This window comes from Massilia sp. Bi118 (genome assembly GCF_918697865.1).
Taxonomy (GTDB): domain Bacteria; phylum Pseudomonadota; class Gammaproteobacteria; order Burkholderiales; family Burkholderiaceae_D; genus Telluria.
Genome location: NZ_CAKKMV010000010.1, coordinates 167,423 through 181,469, shown reverse-complemented (window position 1 = coordinate 181,469; position 14,047 = coordinate 167,423). Strand labels below are relative to the sequence as shown.

The window sequence follows — 14,047 nt, the reverse complement described above, 5'->3', positions numbered from 1 at the left end:
GTGATTGCAGGTATTGCCGGGCTCGTGCTCTTCGAAGCCGTTTGCGAAGGCCGGGGCTGTTCGGGAAAACTGCGCGACCGCTATCACGAATAGCGTATATGGCCAATTGGCCAAATTGAAAAAGCGGCGAGGCCCTCAGGGCGCTCGCCGCTTTCGTTTTCGGATTCCGATTCGGATAACTTGATTAACGCAGGAAGCGTGAAAGCTGGGTCATTGCCGTGAGATCGAGATTCAGGAACTGGAACCCGACCTTGAATTCGCCGCCGCTGAAAATACAGTAGATCACCCTGGCGCGCGCCGCAATCGGGGTCAGCTTGCCCTCGACCAGCAAATCGAAGCTCACCTGCCCCGTCTGCCCTACCTGCAGGGGATGCTGCACCGCTACGCTGACGCCGTTGGCGCCCACATCCGAGGTTTTCGCGAGCAAGGGCGCCCGGCCCTCCATCGCAAGAACCGCCTTCACTTTCACAATCTTGCGAGCCGATTGCCTTTGATCTGTCATTACGCTTTAACCTTGTGGTGCTAATATGGAACAAACCACAAATTATAAAGCCTGAGAGCGCCTGATAAAAGCCTCATGGCGGCGTTGCATCGTCTCGCCGTACTTATGTACTGTCTTCGACGATGCGCCTTGCCCTGAGGCTTTTTCAGGCGCTCTCTCAGTCGAGTTCCCGCAGCTTGTTGAAGGCTTCGTCGATGCGTTCGACGGCAACGATGGTCATGCCCTCGATCGGCTGCTTCGGCACATTCGATTTCGGGATGACTGCCATCGAGAAGCCCAGCTTGGCGGCTTCGCGCAGGCGTTCCTGGCCGCGCGGCGCCGGGCGGATCTCGCCGGCCAGGCCGACTTCGCCGAATACCACCAGGCCGCGCGGCAGCGGCTTGCTGCGCATCGAAGAATTAATCGCAAGCAGGACCGCAAGGTCGGCGGCCGGCTCGGTGATCTTGACGCCGCCGACCGCGTTGATGAACACGTCCTGGTCGAAGGCGGCAATGCCGGCATGGCGGTGCAGCACCGCCAGCAGCATGGCCAGGCGGTTCTGTTCCAGGCCGACGGACAGGCGGCGCGCATTCGGCAGGTGGCTGGTGTCGACCAGCGCCTGGATTTCGACCAGCAGCGGGCGCGTGCCCTCCTGGGTCACCATCACGCAGGAACCCGGTACCTGGCTGTCGTGTTGCGACAAGAACAAGGCCGACGGGTTCGACACGCCCTTCAAACCCTTTTCCGTCATCGCGAATACGCCCAGCTCGTTGACGGCGCCGAAGCGGTTCTTGATCGCCCGTACAAGGCGGAAGCTGGATTGCGTATCGCCTTCGAAATACAGCACGGTATCGACGATGTGCTCGAGCACGCGCGGGCCGGCCAGCGAACCCTCCTTGGTCACGTGGCCGACCAGGATGATGGTCACGCCGGTCTGCTTGGCGACGCGGGTCAGCTGGGCCGCGCATTCGCGCACCTGGGAGACCGAACCGGGCGCCGAGGTCAGCGCATCCGAATACAGGGTCTGGATCGAGTCGATCACGCACACGTCGGGCTTGACGTCGGCGATGGTGCCCAGGATCTTCTCCAGCTGGATCTCGGCCTGGAGCTTGAGGTCCTTCGCCTCGACCTGCAGGCGGCGCGCGCGCAGCGCGATCTGGGCGCCGGATTCCTCGCCCGACACATACAAGGTATTGCGGGTGGTGGCGAGATTCGCCAGCGCCTGCAGCAGCAGGGTCGATTTGCCGATGCCGGGGTCGCCGCCGATCAGCACCACGCCGCCGGCGACCAGGCCGCCGCCCAGCACGCGGTCGAATTCCTCGATGCCGGTGCCGAAACGCGGCACGTCGATCGCTTCGATGTCGGCGAGCGACAGCACCGGCGCGGTCTGCGCCAGGCTCTTGTGCATGCCGGGCGTCTGCGACATCCGGTTCAGGCCGGCGGTCTCGACCTGCTCGGTCATGGTGTTCCATGCCTTGCAGTCGCCGCACTGGCCGGTCCAGCGGCTGGCCACGCTGCCGCAATCGTTACAGACGAAACTGGTTCGGGATTTTGCCATTGCTTATATATATGGTTTAGTCGGTGCCTACGCGGCCCTCTGCCACGCGGACGCGCGGCGCCAGGGCGCACATCAATTCATAGCCGATCGTGCCGGCGCTGTTCGCCACCTCGTCGATCGGCAGCCCGTCGCCCCACAGGGTGACCTTGCTGCCCACGCGGGCGTTGGCGATGGGCGTCAGGTCGACGGTCATCATGTCCATCGAGACGCGGCCGACCAGGCGGGTCTTCACGCCGTCGACCAGCACCGGGGTACCGTGCTCGGCGTGGCGCGGGTAGCCGTCGGCATAGCCGCAGGCCACCACGCCCACCGTCATCGGGCCCGGCGCCTCGAAGCGGCTGCCATAGCCGACCGTATCGCCCTTTTGCAACTGCTGGATGCCGATGATCTCGGATTTCAGGGTCATGGTTGGCAACAGGCCGTATTCGCGCGCCGTGACGCCGCCGCCCGGGGTGCCGCCGTACAGCATCACGCCGGGACGCACCCAGTCGTTGTGCAGTTCCTTGGACAGTGCTGCCTGGTGCAGCACCCCGCCCGAATTCGACAGGCTGCGCTGCCCTTCCAGGCCCTCGGCGCCCTCGCGGAAGCGGCGCACCTGCTCGGCGATCGACAGGCGCGGGTTCTGGAGCTCGTCAGCATTGGCGAAGTGCGTCATCAGGGTGATGTTGCGGATGCCCGGGATCGCGCGCAGGCGCTTGTAGGCGGCCGCGTACTCGTCCGGGCGGAAGCCGAGCCGGTTCATGCCCGTGTTCATTTTGAGGTGGACGTCGATCGGGCGGTAGAGCTGGGTGTATTCCAGGATCTTGATCTGCTCGATGCAGTGCACGGTGCTGTTGATATCGTGCTCGGCCAGCAGCGGCACGTCGGCCGCGTCGAAGATTCCCTCTAATAAGAGGATCGGCTTGACCCAGCCCAGTTCGCGCAGGCGCAGGGCGTTCTCGGTCTCGATCAGGGCCAGGCCATCGGCCTGCGCGAAGCCGCGCATGCCGCGTTCCAGGCCGTGGCCGTAGGCATTCGCCTTGACCACCGCCCAGGCCCTGGCTGTCGGCGCGCAGGCGCGCGCCCGTGCCAGGTTGTGCTGCATGGCGTCGAGATGGATGATGGCGTGGAGGGGACGTGGCATGGGAGTAAGATGGGGGCGCGACTGTCGAACAGAAGTGCTATTTTAGCGCCAAGTTAGCGCCAACTTGGCGTCCGCTGTTGAAACGGGGCATTGTCGATTTCTTTGGACTGGCGGCCTTTCATGGTATAAAGCAACCCACACTGTTTTTAGAACGTCTCGAATGAATCGTGGTTTTTATACCATCATGGCGGCGCAGTTTTTCTCGTCGCTTGCAGATAACGCACTGATTTTTGTGGCGATCGGTCTGCTGACGGCGATGAAAGCCCCGCCCTCCCTGACGCCCCTGCTGAAGCTGTCGTTCGTGCTGTTCTACGTCCTGCTGGCTGCTTTCGTCGGCGCGTTCGCCGATTCGATGCCGAAGGGCCGCGTGATGTTCATCGCCAACCTGATCAAGGTGTTCGGCTGCTCGCTCATCTTCTTTGGCGTGCACCCGCTGATCGCCTGCGCCGTGGTCGGCTTCGGCGCGGCCGTGTATTCGCCGGCCAAATACGGCATCCTCACCGAACTGCTGCCGGCCGAGAAGCTGGTGGCGGCCAACGGCTGGATCGAGGGCCTGACCGTCATGTCCATCATCCTCGGCACCGTGATGGGCGGCGCCCTGGTCAGCGTCCATGGCGGCGCCTGGCTGATGACGCTCGACTTCCCGGTCCTGGAGACCGGCATCGACACCCCGGTCAAGGCTTCGCTGGCGGTGCTGATTGCCGTGTATGCGGTGGCCGCCGTGTTCAACCTGCGCATTCCGGACACCGGCGCCCGCTACGAGCACCAGGAACGCAATCCGGTCAAGCTGATCGCCGACTTTGCCGAGTGTTCGGCCACGCTGTGGAAGGACAAGCTGGGCCAGATCTCGCTGGCGGTAACGACCCTGTTCTGGGGCGCCGGCGCGTCGCTGCAACTCATCTTGCTGGAGTGGGCCAAGCGCTCGCTGCACATGCCGCTCGACAAAGCCACCACCCTGATCGGCGTGCTGGCGGTGGGCGTGGCGGTGGGCGCCGCGATGGCCGCCAAGATGATCCCGCTGAGGAAATCGCTGACCGTGATCCCGCTCGGCATCATCATGGGCATCGTCGTGATGAGCATGACCCTGGTGTATTCGGTGACCATCGCCACGCCGCTGCTGCTGCTCATCGGCCTGCTGTCGGGCTTCTTCGTGGTGCCGATGAATGCCCTGCTCCAGCACCGCGGCCACGTGCTGATGAGCGCCGGCCACTCGATCGCTGTGCAGAATTTCAACGAGAACCTGTCGATCCTGACCATGATGGCCGTGTACGCCATCATGCTCACCCTGCACCTGGACATGAACGTCATCATCATCCTGTTCGGCTTCGCTCTCGCCGGCCTGATGTACCTGATCGGCCGCCGCCACGCCGCCAACCAGCGCGAGCACGACTCGCTGGCGCTGATTGGCGAGCACAAGCACTGACTTAATTCGGGGTCAGAGCACATTTCCGCTTAAATTCGGGGTCAGAGCACTTTTCTGGGCAATTGCCCGGTGAAGTGCTCGCTCGACAACTCTCGAAATTTTATTTCATTTTCTGCATCGTTTTGACAGAATCTGTCAGAACGCGTAGCTACGACCGCGCGGTCTCTACTGCGCGGCTATTTCTTCAAAAAGTGGTCTGACCCCGAATTATCGGGAAAAAGTGCTCTGACCCCGAATTCAGGGGTGCAGGCGGGCGTCGGCGCGTTCGCGCCAGTCGTCGGGGACGATGAAGCCGCGCTCGGTTTCGACGATGCTGCCGGGCTCTTCGCGTACGACCGCGATCAGGACTGGCGTGCTCGAGGCGGCGAAGTGGTCGTCCAGCTCGGCCAGCAACTGGGCGCGGTCCAGCATCCAGGTGGCGGAGGAGGCGCGGAAAGGCGGCAGCCATTGCAGGCGCGGCAGGATCAGGAAGCGGTCTTCCTCCATCTGCGCGAGCTCGGACAGCGTGCACCAGAAGCCGCGGCAGTGGCCGGCCGTGATGCCGTCCATCGCAAAATAGGTCCCGGCCGGGTAGAACAGCCAGCCTTTCACCAGGGCGCGGGCGACCGTGACGGGCCGCGGCAGCACCGCCTGGGCGGCCGGATGCGAGCCGAGCTTCAGCTGGCGCTCGAACACCTTGCGCATCTTGCGGCCCAGGCTGTCGGCCAGGTTGGGGCCGACGAACTGATCGAAGCTGGCTGCGATGTCGCCATGAACTTCGCCCTGCAGCAGATAGAACTTGGTCGCGAACTCGATGTGCTCGAGCCCCTCCTGGCCGGCATCGAGCAGGAAGTCGAATTCGCCGATGGTGTCGTCGCGCGCGGCCCGCACCTGCAGGCCATGGGCGACCAGCCTGCCCTGCTCGGCGAAATAAAAGGCCATCAGCTTTTCGGCATACAGGCCGAGACGCGTAGTCACCTTGGCGCCCAGTGCAGCGTCGAGCGCGGACGGATCCTGGTCCAGCGCCGCCAGCCAGCGCTCGGTCTCGGGCCTCATCGGCCCCAGCGTGGCGATGCGTCCTTCCCAATGCGGATCGTGGATGTCGAGCAGGTCGGGCGCGTCCAGCAGCCAGGCCAGGGCCCGCACCCGGGCGCGCCGCAGGTGGCCCCAGCGGCGCTCGAAGCAAGCCTGGTAGTTGTCAGCCGCGTCCCGCACCATGCGTTCCAGCTGCGGATCCGCCCGCTGCGCGGGCCCGGCACAAGTCGGCCCAGGCCAGCGCTTTGTCAGCGCCGCGCCGCAGCAGTTCGCCCGGATGCAGGGTCGCGACCAGCGTCGCCGGGGCGCTTTGCAGCGGATAAGCCTTGCCGCGCACGCTGGCCAGCGGCTCCGCCAGCGGGCGTCCCAGCAGGGTGTTGGCGGCGATCTGGCCCAGGGTCAGCACGGTGCCGGCCCCGGTCAGCGCCAGCTCGCGTTCGAGATAGGGGCGGCAGGCCGCCGCTTCCGCCGCCGTCGGCGCGCGTTCGCCGCCGGCCGGCGTGGTCGGACGGCACTTGATCAGGTTGGTGATGTAGACATCGCGCTCGCGCGACAGCTCCACCGCGGCCAGCATGTTGTCCAGCAGCTTGCCGGAATCGCCGGCCAGCGGGATGCGGACCTTCTCGTCGGCGGCGGTCGAGGCGCCGGCCGCCACCAGCCAGCGCGCGGTCTTCGATCCCGTGCCCGGCACCGGCGCGCGGCCGTCGCGGCAGGCGCTGCAGCGGCGGCAGGCGGCGATGGCCAGGCCCAGCTGGTCCCAGTCCATCTGCGCGATCTCTTCCGGCGTGGCATCAAGCGGAAGCGCGGCGTCGTCCCAGGCCAGGTCTTCGGGCGGGACCGGCGCAAGGGCCGATACCGACTGGGCGACCCGCTGCAGCGGGCGCGGGCCCGGGGCGGCGAGTGCGGGTGCGGGTGCGGGCGCTGGCGGTGCCGGCACCGCAGCCTCGGCGAAGGCATCCCCGGTCACGGCAAACGCCGGCACCTCCGCGACATCCTCAACCACTTCTGCCAAAGCCGGCACCGGAGCGGAACCCACAGCCGGCGCATCCCGCAAAGTCCACAGCGGCGTAATCCCCATCTCCGCCAGGAAGACGGCATCGCGTTCGGCGAATCCGTTCATAGTACATACCTCATCACGATCGCATCCTCGCGCTTGCCCTCATGGGCTGGATAATACCCCTTGCGGCGCCCGATCTGCGTGTAACCATAGCGCTCGTAGACCTGCAGCGCGCGTTCGTTCGACGGCCGCACCTCCAGCAGGATCGACTCCATGCCCATCGCCCTCGAACGCGCCGCGATGCGGTCCAGCAGGAAGCGTCCCAGCCCGCTGCCCTGGCGCGCGCCGCTGACGGCGACGTCCAGCAGGTGCGTCTCGTCGACCGCATGCATGAGCAGGAAGTAGCCGGCCAGCGCGCCCTCGCCGGGCTCGCGCAGCACCCAGGCGTCGTAGCCGCTGGCCAGCGAATCGACGAAATTGGCGCGGCTCCACGGATGCGGGAACACGCTCTGCTCGAGCGCGTAGACCTCGTCGATGTCGGCAACCACCATAGTTCGCAGCGCCAGCCCCACCTGTTCCAGCGATGTCGCCATTCAGCCGCCCGCCTTGGCCGCGTTGATGGCCTGGCGCTCGGCGCTCGTGTAGGCGACCTTGTTGCGCAGGTAGAGGGGCTGGGCCTGGTCGGCCGGGACCGCAAGGCCGGCGGCCAGTGCGGCCACGCCCAGCACGGCCATGTCGCGCGCGTGCGGCAGCATGTCGCCAATGGCGTGCACGGCGAAGTCCTTGCCGGCAAACGCTTCCGGATAGGCCGCGAAGCCGTTGCCGCAAGCGGCCAGGCCGGGAACGAGCTGCGGCGACACGTCCTGCGGCGCGCTCAGGGCCGGCTCGCGGACCGCCGTCCAGGCGCCGTCCGCGTAACGGTATTGCGCCCAATAGACTTCGTTCATGCGCGCATCCAGCACGGCCAGCACCTCGGTGGCGCCGCTGCGTGCGCGGCAGGCTTCGGCCAGCGCTTCCAGGGTCACCATGGGCAACACCGGCAGCCCGGCGCCGAAGGCCAGGCCCTGGGCCACGCCGCAGGCGGTGCGCACGCCAGTGAAGGAACCGGGACCGGCGCCGAAGGCGACCGCATCGCAATCGGCCAGCTTGACGCCGGCCTCGCGCAGCAGTTCCTGCACCATCGGCAGCACGGATTGCGAATGGGTGCGCACGCCGGCGGTTTGGCGGGAATTGACAGCGGCCGGTGTCGTGTCGCTATTGAACAGCGCGCAAGACGCCAGCTCGGACGAGGTTTCGATGGCAAGGATGATAGGCATGCCGTATTTTAACCCGTGGCGCCTGCCGGCCAAAAGCCGTAAAATCCGCCCCATGCCCAGCTTGTTACTCGAGTCCGACAACCGCGACCAGCTCGCCGCCGCCCTGGATGGCGAAGGATGGGTCGTCGCCTGCCTGTGCGCCGCCTGGTGCGGCACTTGCTCGTCCTACCGCGCCGCCTTCGAAGGACTGGCCGCGCGCCATCCGGACAAGACCTTCGTCTGGATCGACATCGAAGACCAGGCCGACGTGGTCGGCGACCTCGACGTCGAGAACTTCCCTACCCTGCTGCTGCAGCGGCGCGGCAAGGTCGCCTTCTTCGGCACCATGCTGCCGGATCCGCTGCTGGCCGACCGCCTGGTGCAGGCGCAGGCCGCGCTGGCCGACGAAGAGCTGGCGCGCCTGGCTGCGTCCAGCGAGGAGCGGCGCGGCTGGCAGCGGGAGGCGAATTTGCGGGTGTTGTTGGCCAACGCCGACTAATCAGGCCAGCCGCAGCGGCAGGCTGCGCAGTCGCTGCCCCGTCAACTTGAACACGGCAGACGCCACCGCCGGCGCCACCGGCGGCACGGCCGGCTCCCCCATCCCTTCCGGCGGCTCCATGCTCGGAATGATGATGGTCTCGACCAGCGGCGCCTCATGCATGCGCAGCACCGGATAATCCCCGAAATTGCTCTGCTGGACCTGCCCGTCCTTCAGCGTGATCTCGCCGCCCAGCGCCGCCGACAGCCCGAACACCACCGCCGACTCCACCTGCTGCGCCACGATATTCGGGTTCACGACGATGCCGCAATCGACCGCGCACACCACGCGGTGCACGCGGATCTGCGCATCTTTACCTGCTCCCGCCACCGACACCTCGGCCACCTGCGCCACGATGGTGCCGAAGGACTGGTGCACCGCGACGCCGTGCGCCCGCCCTTCCGGCGCCGATCCCGCCCGGGCCAGCGCGGCCTCCAGCACCGCCAGGTGGCGCGGATGGTCGCGCAGCAGTTCGCGGCGCAAGGCCACGCCATCCTTGCCGGCCGCGTGCGCGACCTCGTCCAGGAAGCCCTCCTTGAAGAAGGCATTGTGCGAATGGCCGACCGCGCGCCAGTAGCCGATCGCCACCGGGCTGTCCGCGATCACGTGGGCGATGCGGCGGTTCGGGATCGCGTACTGCATGTCGTACTCGCCTTCGGCCGTGGTCTTGTCCGGGCCGATGCCGGGCAGGCCCAGGTTGCGCGGGAAATACTGGTGGCCGATGGCGCCGCTGACCGATTTGTTATCCCAGGCGAGCACCTTGCCGTTCGCATCCAGCTTTGCCGAGAAGCGCGCCAGTGCCTGCGGGCGGTAGGCGTCATGCTGGATGTCGTCTTCGCGGGTCCAGATCAGCTGCACCGGCTGGCCGCTGAGTGGGCCACTGAGCGCTTTCGCGATCGCCACCGCCTGCGCCACCATGTCGGTTTCCAGGCGCCGCCCGAAGCCGCCGCCCAGCAGCATCACGTCCAGCGAGACCTCACTGCGATCGACGCCGGCGACCTTGGCCGCGACTTCCACCGCCACGCTCGGCACCTGAGTCGAAGTCCACAGTTTCAGCTTGCCGTCCTTGAGCTGGGCGGTGCAGTTGATCGGCTCCATGGTGGCGTGGGCCAGGAAGGGCGCCCGGTATTCGGCGGTGATCGAACGCGCACCCTGCACATCCTGGCTGCCGCTCTCGAAATAGGTGAATCCCGATTCGCTGTCGAGCAGCTTCGCGAAATCGGCGAAGATCGCCTCACTGGACAGTCCAGCGTGCGGGCTGGCGCTCCAGCTCACCGGCAGCGCGGCCGCGGCCTGCTTCGCCTGCCACCAGGACTTCGCCACCACCGCCACGCCGGCGCCCGCCCCCGAATACCGGGGCAGCGCGGACACTTCGACCACCTTGAGCACGCCCGGCATCGCCATGACCCTGGACGCATCGAAGGAGGCAACGCCCGCCCCCACCACGGGCGCCATGCGCACGGCCGCATACAGCATTCCGGGCACGCGCGCATCGATGCCGAACAGCGCGCTGCCGTTCACCTTGGCCGGGCTGTCGCGGCGCGGCACCGGCTGGCCGATCAGGCGGAATTCGGAAGGCGATTTCAGGTGCACGTCGCCCGGCTCGATATCGGCGCCGACCACCGCCGCGCGCTCGGCCAGTTCGCCGTAGGGGAGGCGCCGCCCGTCAGGATGCAGCACGAAACCGTCGCGGGTGGACAGGCGCGAGGCGTCAGTCTTCCACTGTTCGGCCGCCGCGCGCACCAGCATCGCGCGCGCCACCGCGCCCGCCTCGCGCATCGGCACCCAGGCATCCTTCACGCTGGTCGAACCGCCGGTAAACATCAGCCCGAGCTCGCGCCCGACCTTGGCCATCACCCATTGCACGCCCTGCTTGATGCTGCCGCGGTCGTCGGGGTGGAAAGGCAGGTTCTCGCGCAGCACCGTCAGGTTGCCGAAGATTTTGTCGATCGGCGCCTGCGAGATGCGCACATTGGAAAGCGGCGCGTCGAGCTCCTCGGCCAGCAGCATCGGCAGCGCGGTGTTCACGCCCTGCCCCATCTCGCTGCGCGGGACCACGACGGACACGGTGCCGTCGCGCGCGATCGCCACCCAGCCATTCAGGGCGACGGCGCCCGCTTCCACGGCCAGCGGGCTGGCGCCGCGCAGGCGCTGGCGCGGCGGCGCGAGGCCCCAGCCGACCACCAGCACCCCGCTCGCGGCCAGGCCGCCCAGCAGGAAGCGGCGCCGTCCGCGCGCCGGTTGTTTACTAGCCTTTTCCGGCGCCTGAATATTCGAGTCGCGCATTATTGTTGTGTCCCCACTGTGCCAGCACCTGCTCCGGCGGCAAAGGCCGGGCATATAAGTATCCTTGCGCGCGACGGCAGCCGTGCCGCAGCAGGAAGGCCGCCTGCTCCACCGTCTCGACGCCCTCCGCGATCACCGCCAGGTTCATGCTCTTGCCGAGCTGGATGATGGCGATGGCGATCGCCTCGTCGTTGGCGTCGGTCGAGATGTCCTTGATGAAGCTGCGGTCGATCTTCAGGGTCTGCACCGGCAGCTGCTTCAAGTAGGCCAGCGAGGAATAACCGGTGCCGAAATCGTCGATCGCCAGTTCGACGCCGATCGCGTGCAAATCGTTAATATACTGCATCGCATCGCCGGTATTCATGATCACCGATTCAGTCACCTCGAGCTGCAGGCGGTGCGCCGGCAGATTGGTCTCGCGCAGCACCCGTTCCACCGTCGCGGCCAGGCCGCCGCGGTCGAACTGGCGCGCCGACAGGTTGACCGCGATCTTCGGCACATACAGGCCGGCCAGGTCCCAGCACTTCATCTGGCGGCAGGCTTCCTCCAGCACCCAGCCGCCCAGCTGGTTGATGAAGCCGATGTCCTCGGCTAGCGGGATGAAGCGGTCCGGCCCGACCGCGCCCAGTTCCGGGCTGTTCCAGCGCACCAGGGCCTCGACCCCGATCAGCAGCCCGCTGTCGATTTCGACCTGCGGCTGGTAGGCCAGCCAGATCTCGTTCTTCTCGATCGCGCGCCGCAGCAGCGCTTCCAGGCGCAGGCGCTCGACGCCCTCGCCGTCCATCGAGGGTGCGTAGAAGGCATAGCCGTTGCGGCCGCGCGCCTTGGCCTGGTACATGGCGACGTCGGCGTTGCGGACCAGGACATTCAGGTCGCTGGCATCCTGCGGGAACAGGCTGATGCCGACGCTGCCGGTGACGAACAGCTCGTAGCCGGACACCAGCGCCGGCTGCTCGAACAGGCGCATCAGCTTTTCCGCCACCAGGCGCGCACCGCGCTCGCCGTCGACGTCTTCGAGCAGCACGATGAATTCGTCGCCGCCCAGGCGCGCCAGGGTGTCGCCGTCGCGCAGGCAGCCGGACAGCGAGGTCGCGACCTGCTTGAGCAGCTCGTCGCCGACGTGGTGGCCGAGGGTGTCGTTGACGTTCTTGAAGCGGTCCAGGTCGATGAAGATCACGGCCAGCTGCTCGCCGGCGCGCGCCGCGCGTACCATCGCGTGCTGCAGGCGGTCGTGGAACAGCAGGCGGTTCGGCAGGCCGGTAAGCGGATCGTGGTGCGCCATGTGGTCGAGCTTTTCCTGCGATTCCTTCAGCTTGGTGATGTCGCCGAACACGCAGACGTAGTGCGTGACCGTGTCGGCGTCGTCGCGCACCGCGGACACCGTCAGCCACTCGAGATAGCCCTCGCCGTTCTTGCGGGTGCTCCAGATCTCCCCGCGCCAGAAGCCGGTTTCGGCGAGGTCGCGCCACATCGTATCGAGTAACTCATGATCCTGGCTGGCGCCGCGGGTCAGGTTCGATGCGGTGCCGATCGCCTCGATCTCGGTCCAGCCGGTGATCTGGGTATAGGCCGGATTGGTGGCGACGATGCGGCCGTGCACGTCGATCACCATCACGCCGTCGGCGATATGCTCCAGCACCGTGGCGGACAGGCGCAGTTTTTCCTCGGCCTGGCGGCGCTCCGTCACGTCGGCATACACCCAGATGCTGCCGGCCTCCGGCCGTTCGGGGTCGAGCAGGCGGCCGCTCACCTGGCACATGAACAGGCTGCCGTCGCGGCGGCGGTAAGGGCGCTCGGTGCTGTAATCGGCGCCGCTCAGCAGGAGCGGGCCGCTGGCCGCGATACCCTGCTCGTAGGCCTCCCAGGTCGGGAACAGCGCCGCGATCGACTCGCCGACCAGCTCCCCTTCCGCATAGCCGAACAGTTCATCGAAGCGGCGGTTGCTCGAGACGATGCGCAGCTCGCGTTCCTGGGCGATGCCGAACACCACGTTGTCCAGCACCGCGCCCTGCTCGGCCAGCAGCGCCTCGATGCGCATTTCGTTGTGCTTGCGCTCGCTGATGTCGGAGATGATGCCGTCGACCCAGAAGGCGGCATCGCCGCTCTGCGCCACCGGCTGGCCGCTTTCCAGCACCCAGCGCTCGACGCCGTCGGCATCGACGATGCGGTACTCGATCTCGTAGGCGCGCGCGGCCTGCAGCGCTTCCTTCGCCAGCCGGCGACGCATGCGGCGGTCCTCGGGATCGATGATGTCGGCCCAGCGGTCGGTGGTGGTGCTCATGAACATGCGCGCCGGGTAGCCGCAGATGCCCTCGATGGCGTCGCTGACGAAATCGATGCTGCCGCCGGGGCGGGCGCGGAACACGGCGCCCGGGACCTGGGTCACGATGGTGCGGAAGCGCTCCTCGCGCCGGCCGATGTCGTCGAACAGCTCGCGGATCGCGACCCGCATGCTGTCCATCTGCGCGCCCAGGCGCCCCAGTTCGTCCTTCGAGGACAGCACCAGCGGGGTATCGAAGTCGCCGCGCGAGAGGCGGTCGGAAAAGCCGGTCAGGCCGCTCAGCGGCGCCAGCAGGCGGCGCTTGATCAGCAGCGCGATCAGCAGCAGCGACACGGCCAGCTGCACCGCCAGCACGCCGGCGTAGCGCCACTGCTTGGCGCGCAGCTCGTGCTGGCTGCGGCTGTCGTCCATCTCGACCAGCACGCGGCCGATCGGCTGGCCATGCACGACCACGGTGCGCTCGGCGCGGAACACGCGGCCTTCGGGCGCGGCGGCGGCGTGGCGGTCGATGAAGTCGCCGTCGGCCTGGGCGCGCACCTGCACGCGCAGCACGGCCGGGTCGCGCATCACCGATTCGACCAGCGAGCGGGCGGCGTCGGCGTTCATGTTCCACAGGGATTCCTGCATGCCGAGGGCGAGAATGTCGGCGTCGCGCTGCAGGGTCTCGTCCAGCACCGTGCGCGCGGCCTGGCGCTCCTGCACGCCCATCAGGAAATAACTGCCCACCAGCGCCGGCACCACCAGGCCGCCGAACACCACCAGCAGCAGCGCCCCATACAGCGAGCGCCCGTAGAAGCGCAGCAGGCGCATCGGGAGCACGCGCTTGGCAAGGCTGGACAGGAAGCTTGGAGCAAACATGGCAGGCAGGGCGAAGCACCGGCAGGCGCTAGCTTTTTTGTGAATATTGGTTAGCGTGTGTTGCCAGATTATGCACACAAAGTTGCCGCAAGTCAGCAATTAGTCGCCGCCGGCAAGCGCATGGACGCGAAGCGTGACCGTGCAGCCACGTTTCAGTGTTGTTATGATGGGTGTCTCTATTATATGGATGGGA

11 protein-coding genes are annotated in these 14,047 nt (G+C 66.9%); 2 read left to right on the top strand and 9 right to left on the bottom strand.

The genetic code is table 11. From position 1 onward, the window contains the following. Positions 1–184: 184 nt before the first annotated feature. The 3 genes from LQV39_RS16580 to alr all read right to left on the bottom strand — a co-directional run bounded on the left by LQV39_RS16580 (position 185) and on the right by alr (position 3,162). Positions 185–502 (bottom strand): PilZ domain-containing protein, encoded by a 318-nt coding sequence (locus LQV39_RS16580; RefSeq protein WP_290368595.1) that lies wholly within the window; start codon positions 500–502, stop codon positions 185–187. Between the two features lie 157 nt (positions 503–659). Continuing rightward, positions 660–2,039 carry a DNA repair protein RadA gene (gene radA / locus LQV39_RS16575; protein ID WP_230027234.1) on the bottom strand — a complete coding sequence of 460 codons (1,380 nt, stop codon included), beginning with the start codon at positions 2,037–2,039 and terminating at the stop codon, positions 660–662. Between the two features lie 16 nt (positions 2,040–2,055). Continuing rightward, entirely contained in the window at positions 2,056–3,162 is a 1,107-nt protein-coding gene (gene alr / locus LQV39_RS16570; RefSeq protein ID WP_230027233.1) for an alanine racemase, read from the bottom strand. Positions 3,163–3,322: 160 nt separating this feature from the next. On the opposite strand from alr, the gene lplT reads away from it, so the two are divergent. Continuing rightward, on the top strand, positions 3,323–4,585 hold the full coding sequence (gene lplT / locus LQV39_RS16565; protein ID WP_230027232.1) for a lysophospholipid transporter LplT: 1,263 nt from the start codon (positions 3,323–3,325) through the stop codon (positions 4,583–4,585). A gap of 237 nt (positions 4,586–4,822) precedes the next feature. Here the strand turns inward: lplT and LQV39_RS16560 are convergent, their stop codons facing one another. The 4 genes from LQV39_RS16560 to tsaB are packed head-to-tail and all read right to left on the bottom strand — an operon-like array spanning position 4,823 to position 7,912. Then, positions 4,823–5,782, bottom strand: a complete 960-nt coding sequence (locus tag LQV39_RS16560) for a DUF1853 family protein (protein ID WP_230027231.1) — start codon at positions 5,780–5,782, stop codon at positions 4,823–4,825. Next, a complete protein-coding gene (locus tag LQV39_RS16555; RefSeq protein ID WP_230027230.1) occupies positions 5,763–6,719 on the bottom strand; it encodes a uracil-DNA glycosylase in 957 nt (318 codons plus the stop codon). Before LQV39_RS16555 ends, LQV39_RS16560 begins: the two co-directional genes overlap by 20 nt. Beyond that, positions 6,716–7,189, bottom strand: coding sequence for a ribosomal protein S18-alanine N-acetyltransferase (rimI, locus tag LQV39_RS16550; RefSeq protein ID WP_230027229.1), 474 nt, complete (start codon positions 7,187–7,189; stop codon positions 6,716–6,718). Before rimI ends, LQV39_RS16555 begins: the two co-directional genes overlap by 4 nt. Next, positions 7,190–7,912, bottom strand: coding sequence for a tRNA (adenosine(37)-N6)-threonylcarbamoyltransferase complex dimerization subunit type 1 TsaB (tsaB, locus tag LQV39_RS16545; protein ID WP_230027228.1), 723 nt, complete (start codon positions 7,910–7,912; stop codon positions 7,190–7,192). A gap of 52 nt (positions 7,913–7,964) precedes the next feature. Here tsaB and LQV39_RS16540 point away from each other — a divergent pair, with 52 nt between their 5' ends. Next, complete coding sequence (locus LQV39_RS16540) at positions 7,965–8,390, top strand: thioredoxin family protein (protein ID WP_230027227.1); 426 nt, start codon at positions 7,965–7,967, stop codon at positions 8,388–8,390. Here the strand turns inward: LQV39_RS16540 and LQV39_RS16535 are convergent, their stop codons facing one another. After that, the gene (locus tag LQV39_RS16535) at positions 8,391–10,715 is read right to left on the bottom strand and encodes a molybdopterin cofactor-binding domain-containing protein (protein WP_230027226.1); all 2,325 of its coding nucleotides are present in this window, start codon (positions 10,713–10,715) and stop codon (positions 8,391–8,393) included. Further along, positions 10,678–13,854 carry an EAL domain-containing protein gene (locus tag LQV39_RS16530; RefSeq protein ID WP_230027225.1) on the bottom strand — a complete coding sequence of 1,059 codons (3,177 nt, stop codon included), beginning with the start codon at positions 13,852–13,854 and terminating at the stop codon, positions 10,678–10,680. The genes LQV39_RS16535 and LQV39_RS16530 overlap by 38 nt, the downstream gene beginning before the upstream one ends. Positions 13,855–14,047 lie beyond the last annotated feature (193 nt).

What these genes read in the sequence shown, in the direction of transcription:
- rimI (WP_230027229.1), bottom strand. Translation starts at nt 7,189, where the DNA reads ATGGCGACATCGCTGGAACAGGTGGGGCTGGCGCTGCGAACTATGGTG.
- LQV39_RS16555 (WP_230027230.1), bottom strand. Translation starts at nt 6,719, where the DNA reads ATGAACGGATTCGCCGAACGCGATGCCGTCTTCCTGGCGGAGATGGGG.
- LQV39_RS16540 (WP_230027227.1), top strand. Translation starts at nt 7,965, where the DNA reads ATGCCCAGCTTGTTACTCGAGTCCGACAACCGCGACCAGCTCGCCGCC.
- tsaB (WP_230027228.1), bottom strand. Translation starts at nt 7,912, where the DNA reads ATGCCTATCATCCTTGCCATCGAAACCTCGTCCGAGCTGGCGTCTTGC.
- LQV39_RS16580 (WP_290368595.1), bottom strand. Translation starts at nt 502, where the DNA reads ATGACAGATCAAAGGCAATCGGCTCGCAAGATTGTGAAAGTGAAGGCG.
- LQV39_RS16560 (WP_230027231.1), bottom strand. Translation starts at nt 5,782, where the DNA reads ATGGTGCGGGACGCGGCTGACAACTACCAGGCTTGCTTCGAGCGCCGC.
- LQV39_RS16535 (WP_230027226.1), bottom strand. Translation starts at nt 10,715, where the DNA reads ATGCGCGACTCGAATATTCAGGCGCCGGAAAAGGCTAGTAAACAACCG.
- LQV39_RS16530 (WP_230027225.1), bottom strand. Translation starts at nt 13,854, where the DNA reads ATGTTTGCTCCAAGCTTCCTGTCCAGCCTTGCCAAGCGCGTGCTCCCG.
- alr (WP_230027233.1), bottom strand. Translation starts at nt 3,162, where the DNA reads ATGCCACGTCCCCTCCACGCCATCATCCATCTCGACGCCATGCAGCAC.
- radA (WP_230027234.1), bottom strand. Translation starts at nt 2,039, where the DNA reads ATGGCAAAATCCCGAACCAGTTTCGTCTGTAACGATTGCGGCAGCGTG.
- lplT (WP_230027232.1), top strand. Translation starts at nt 3,323, where the DNA reads ATGAATCGTGGTTTTTATACCATCATGGCGGCGCAGTTTTTCTCGTCG.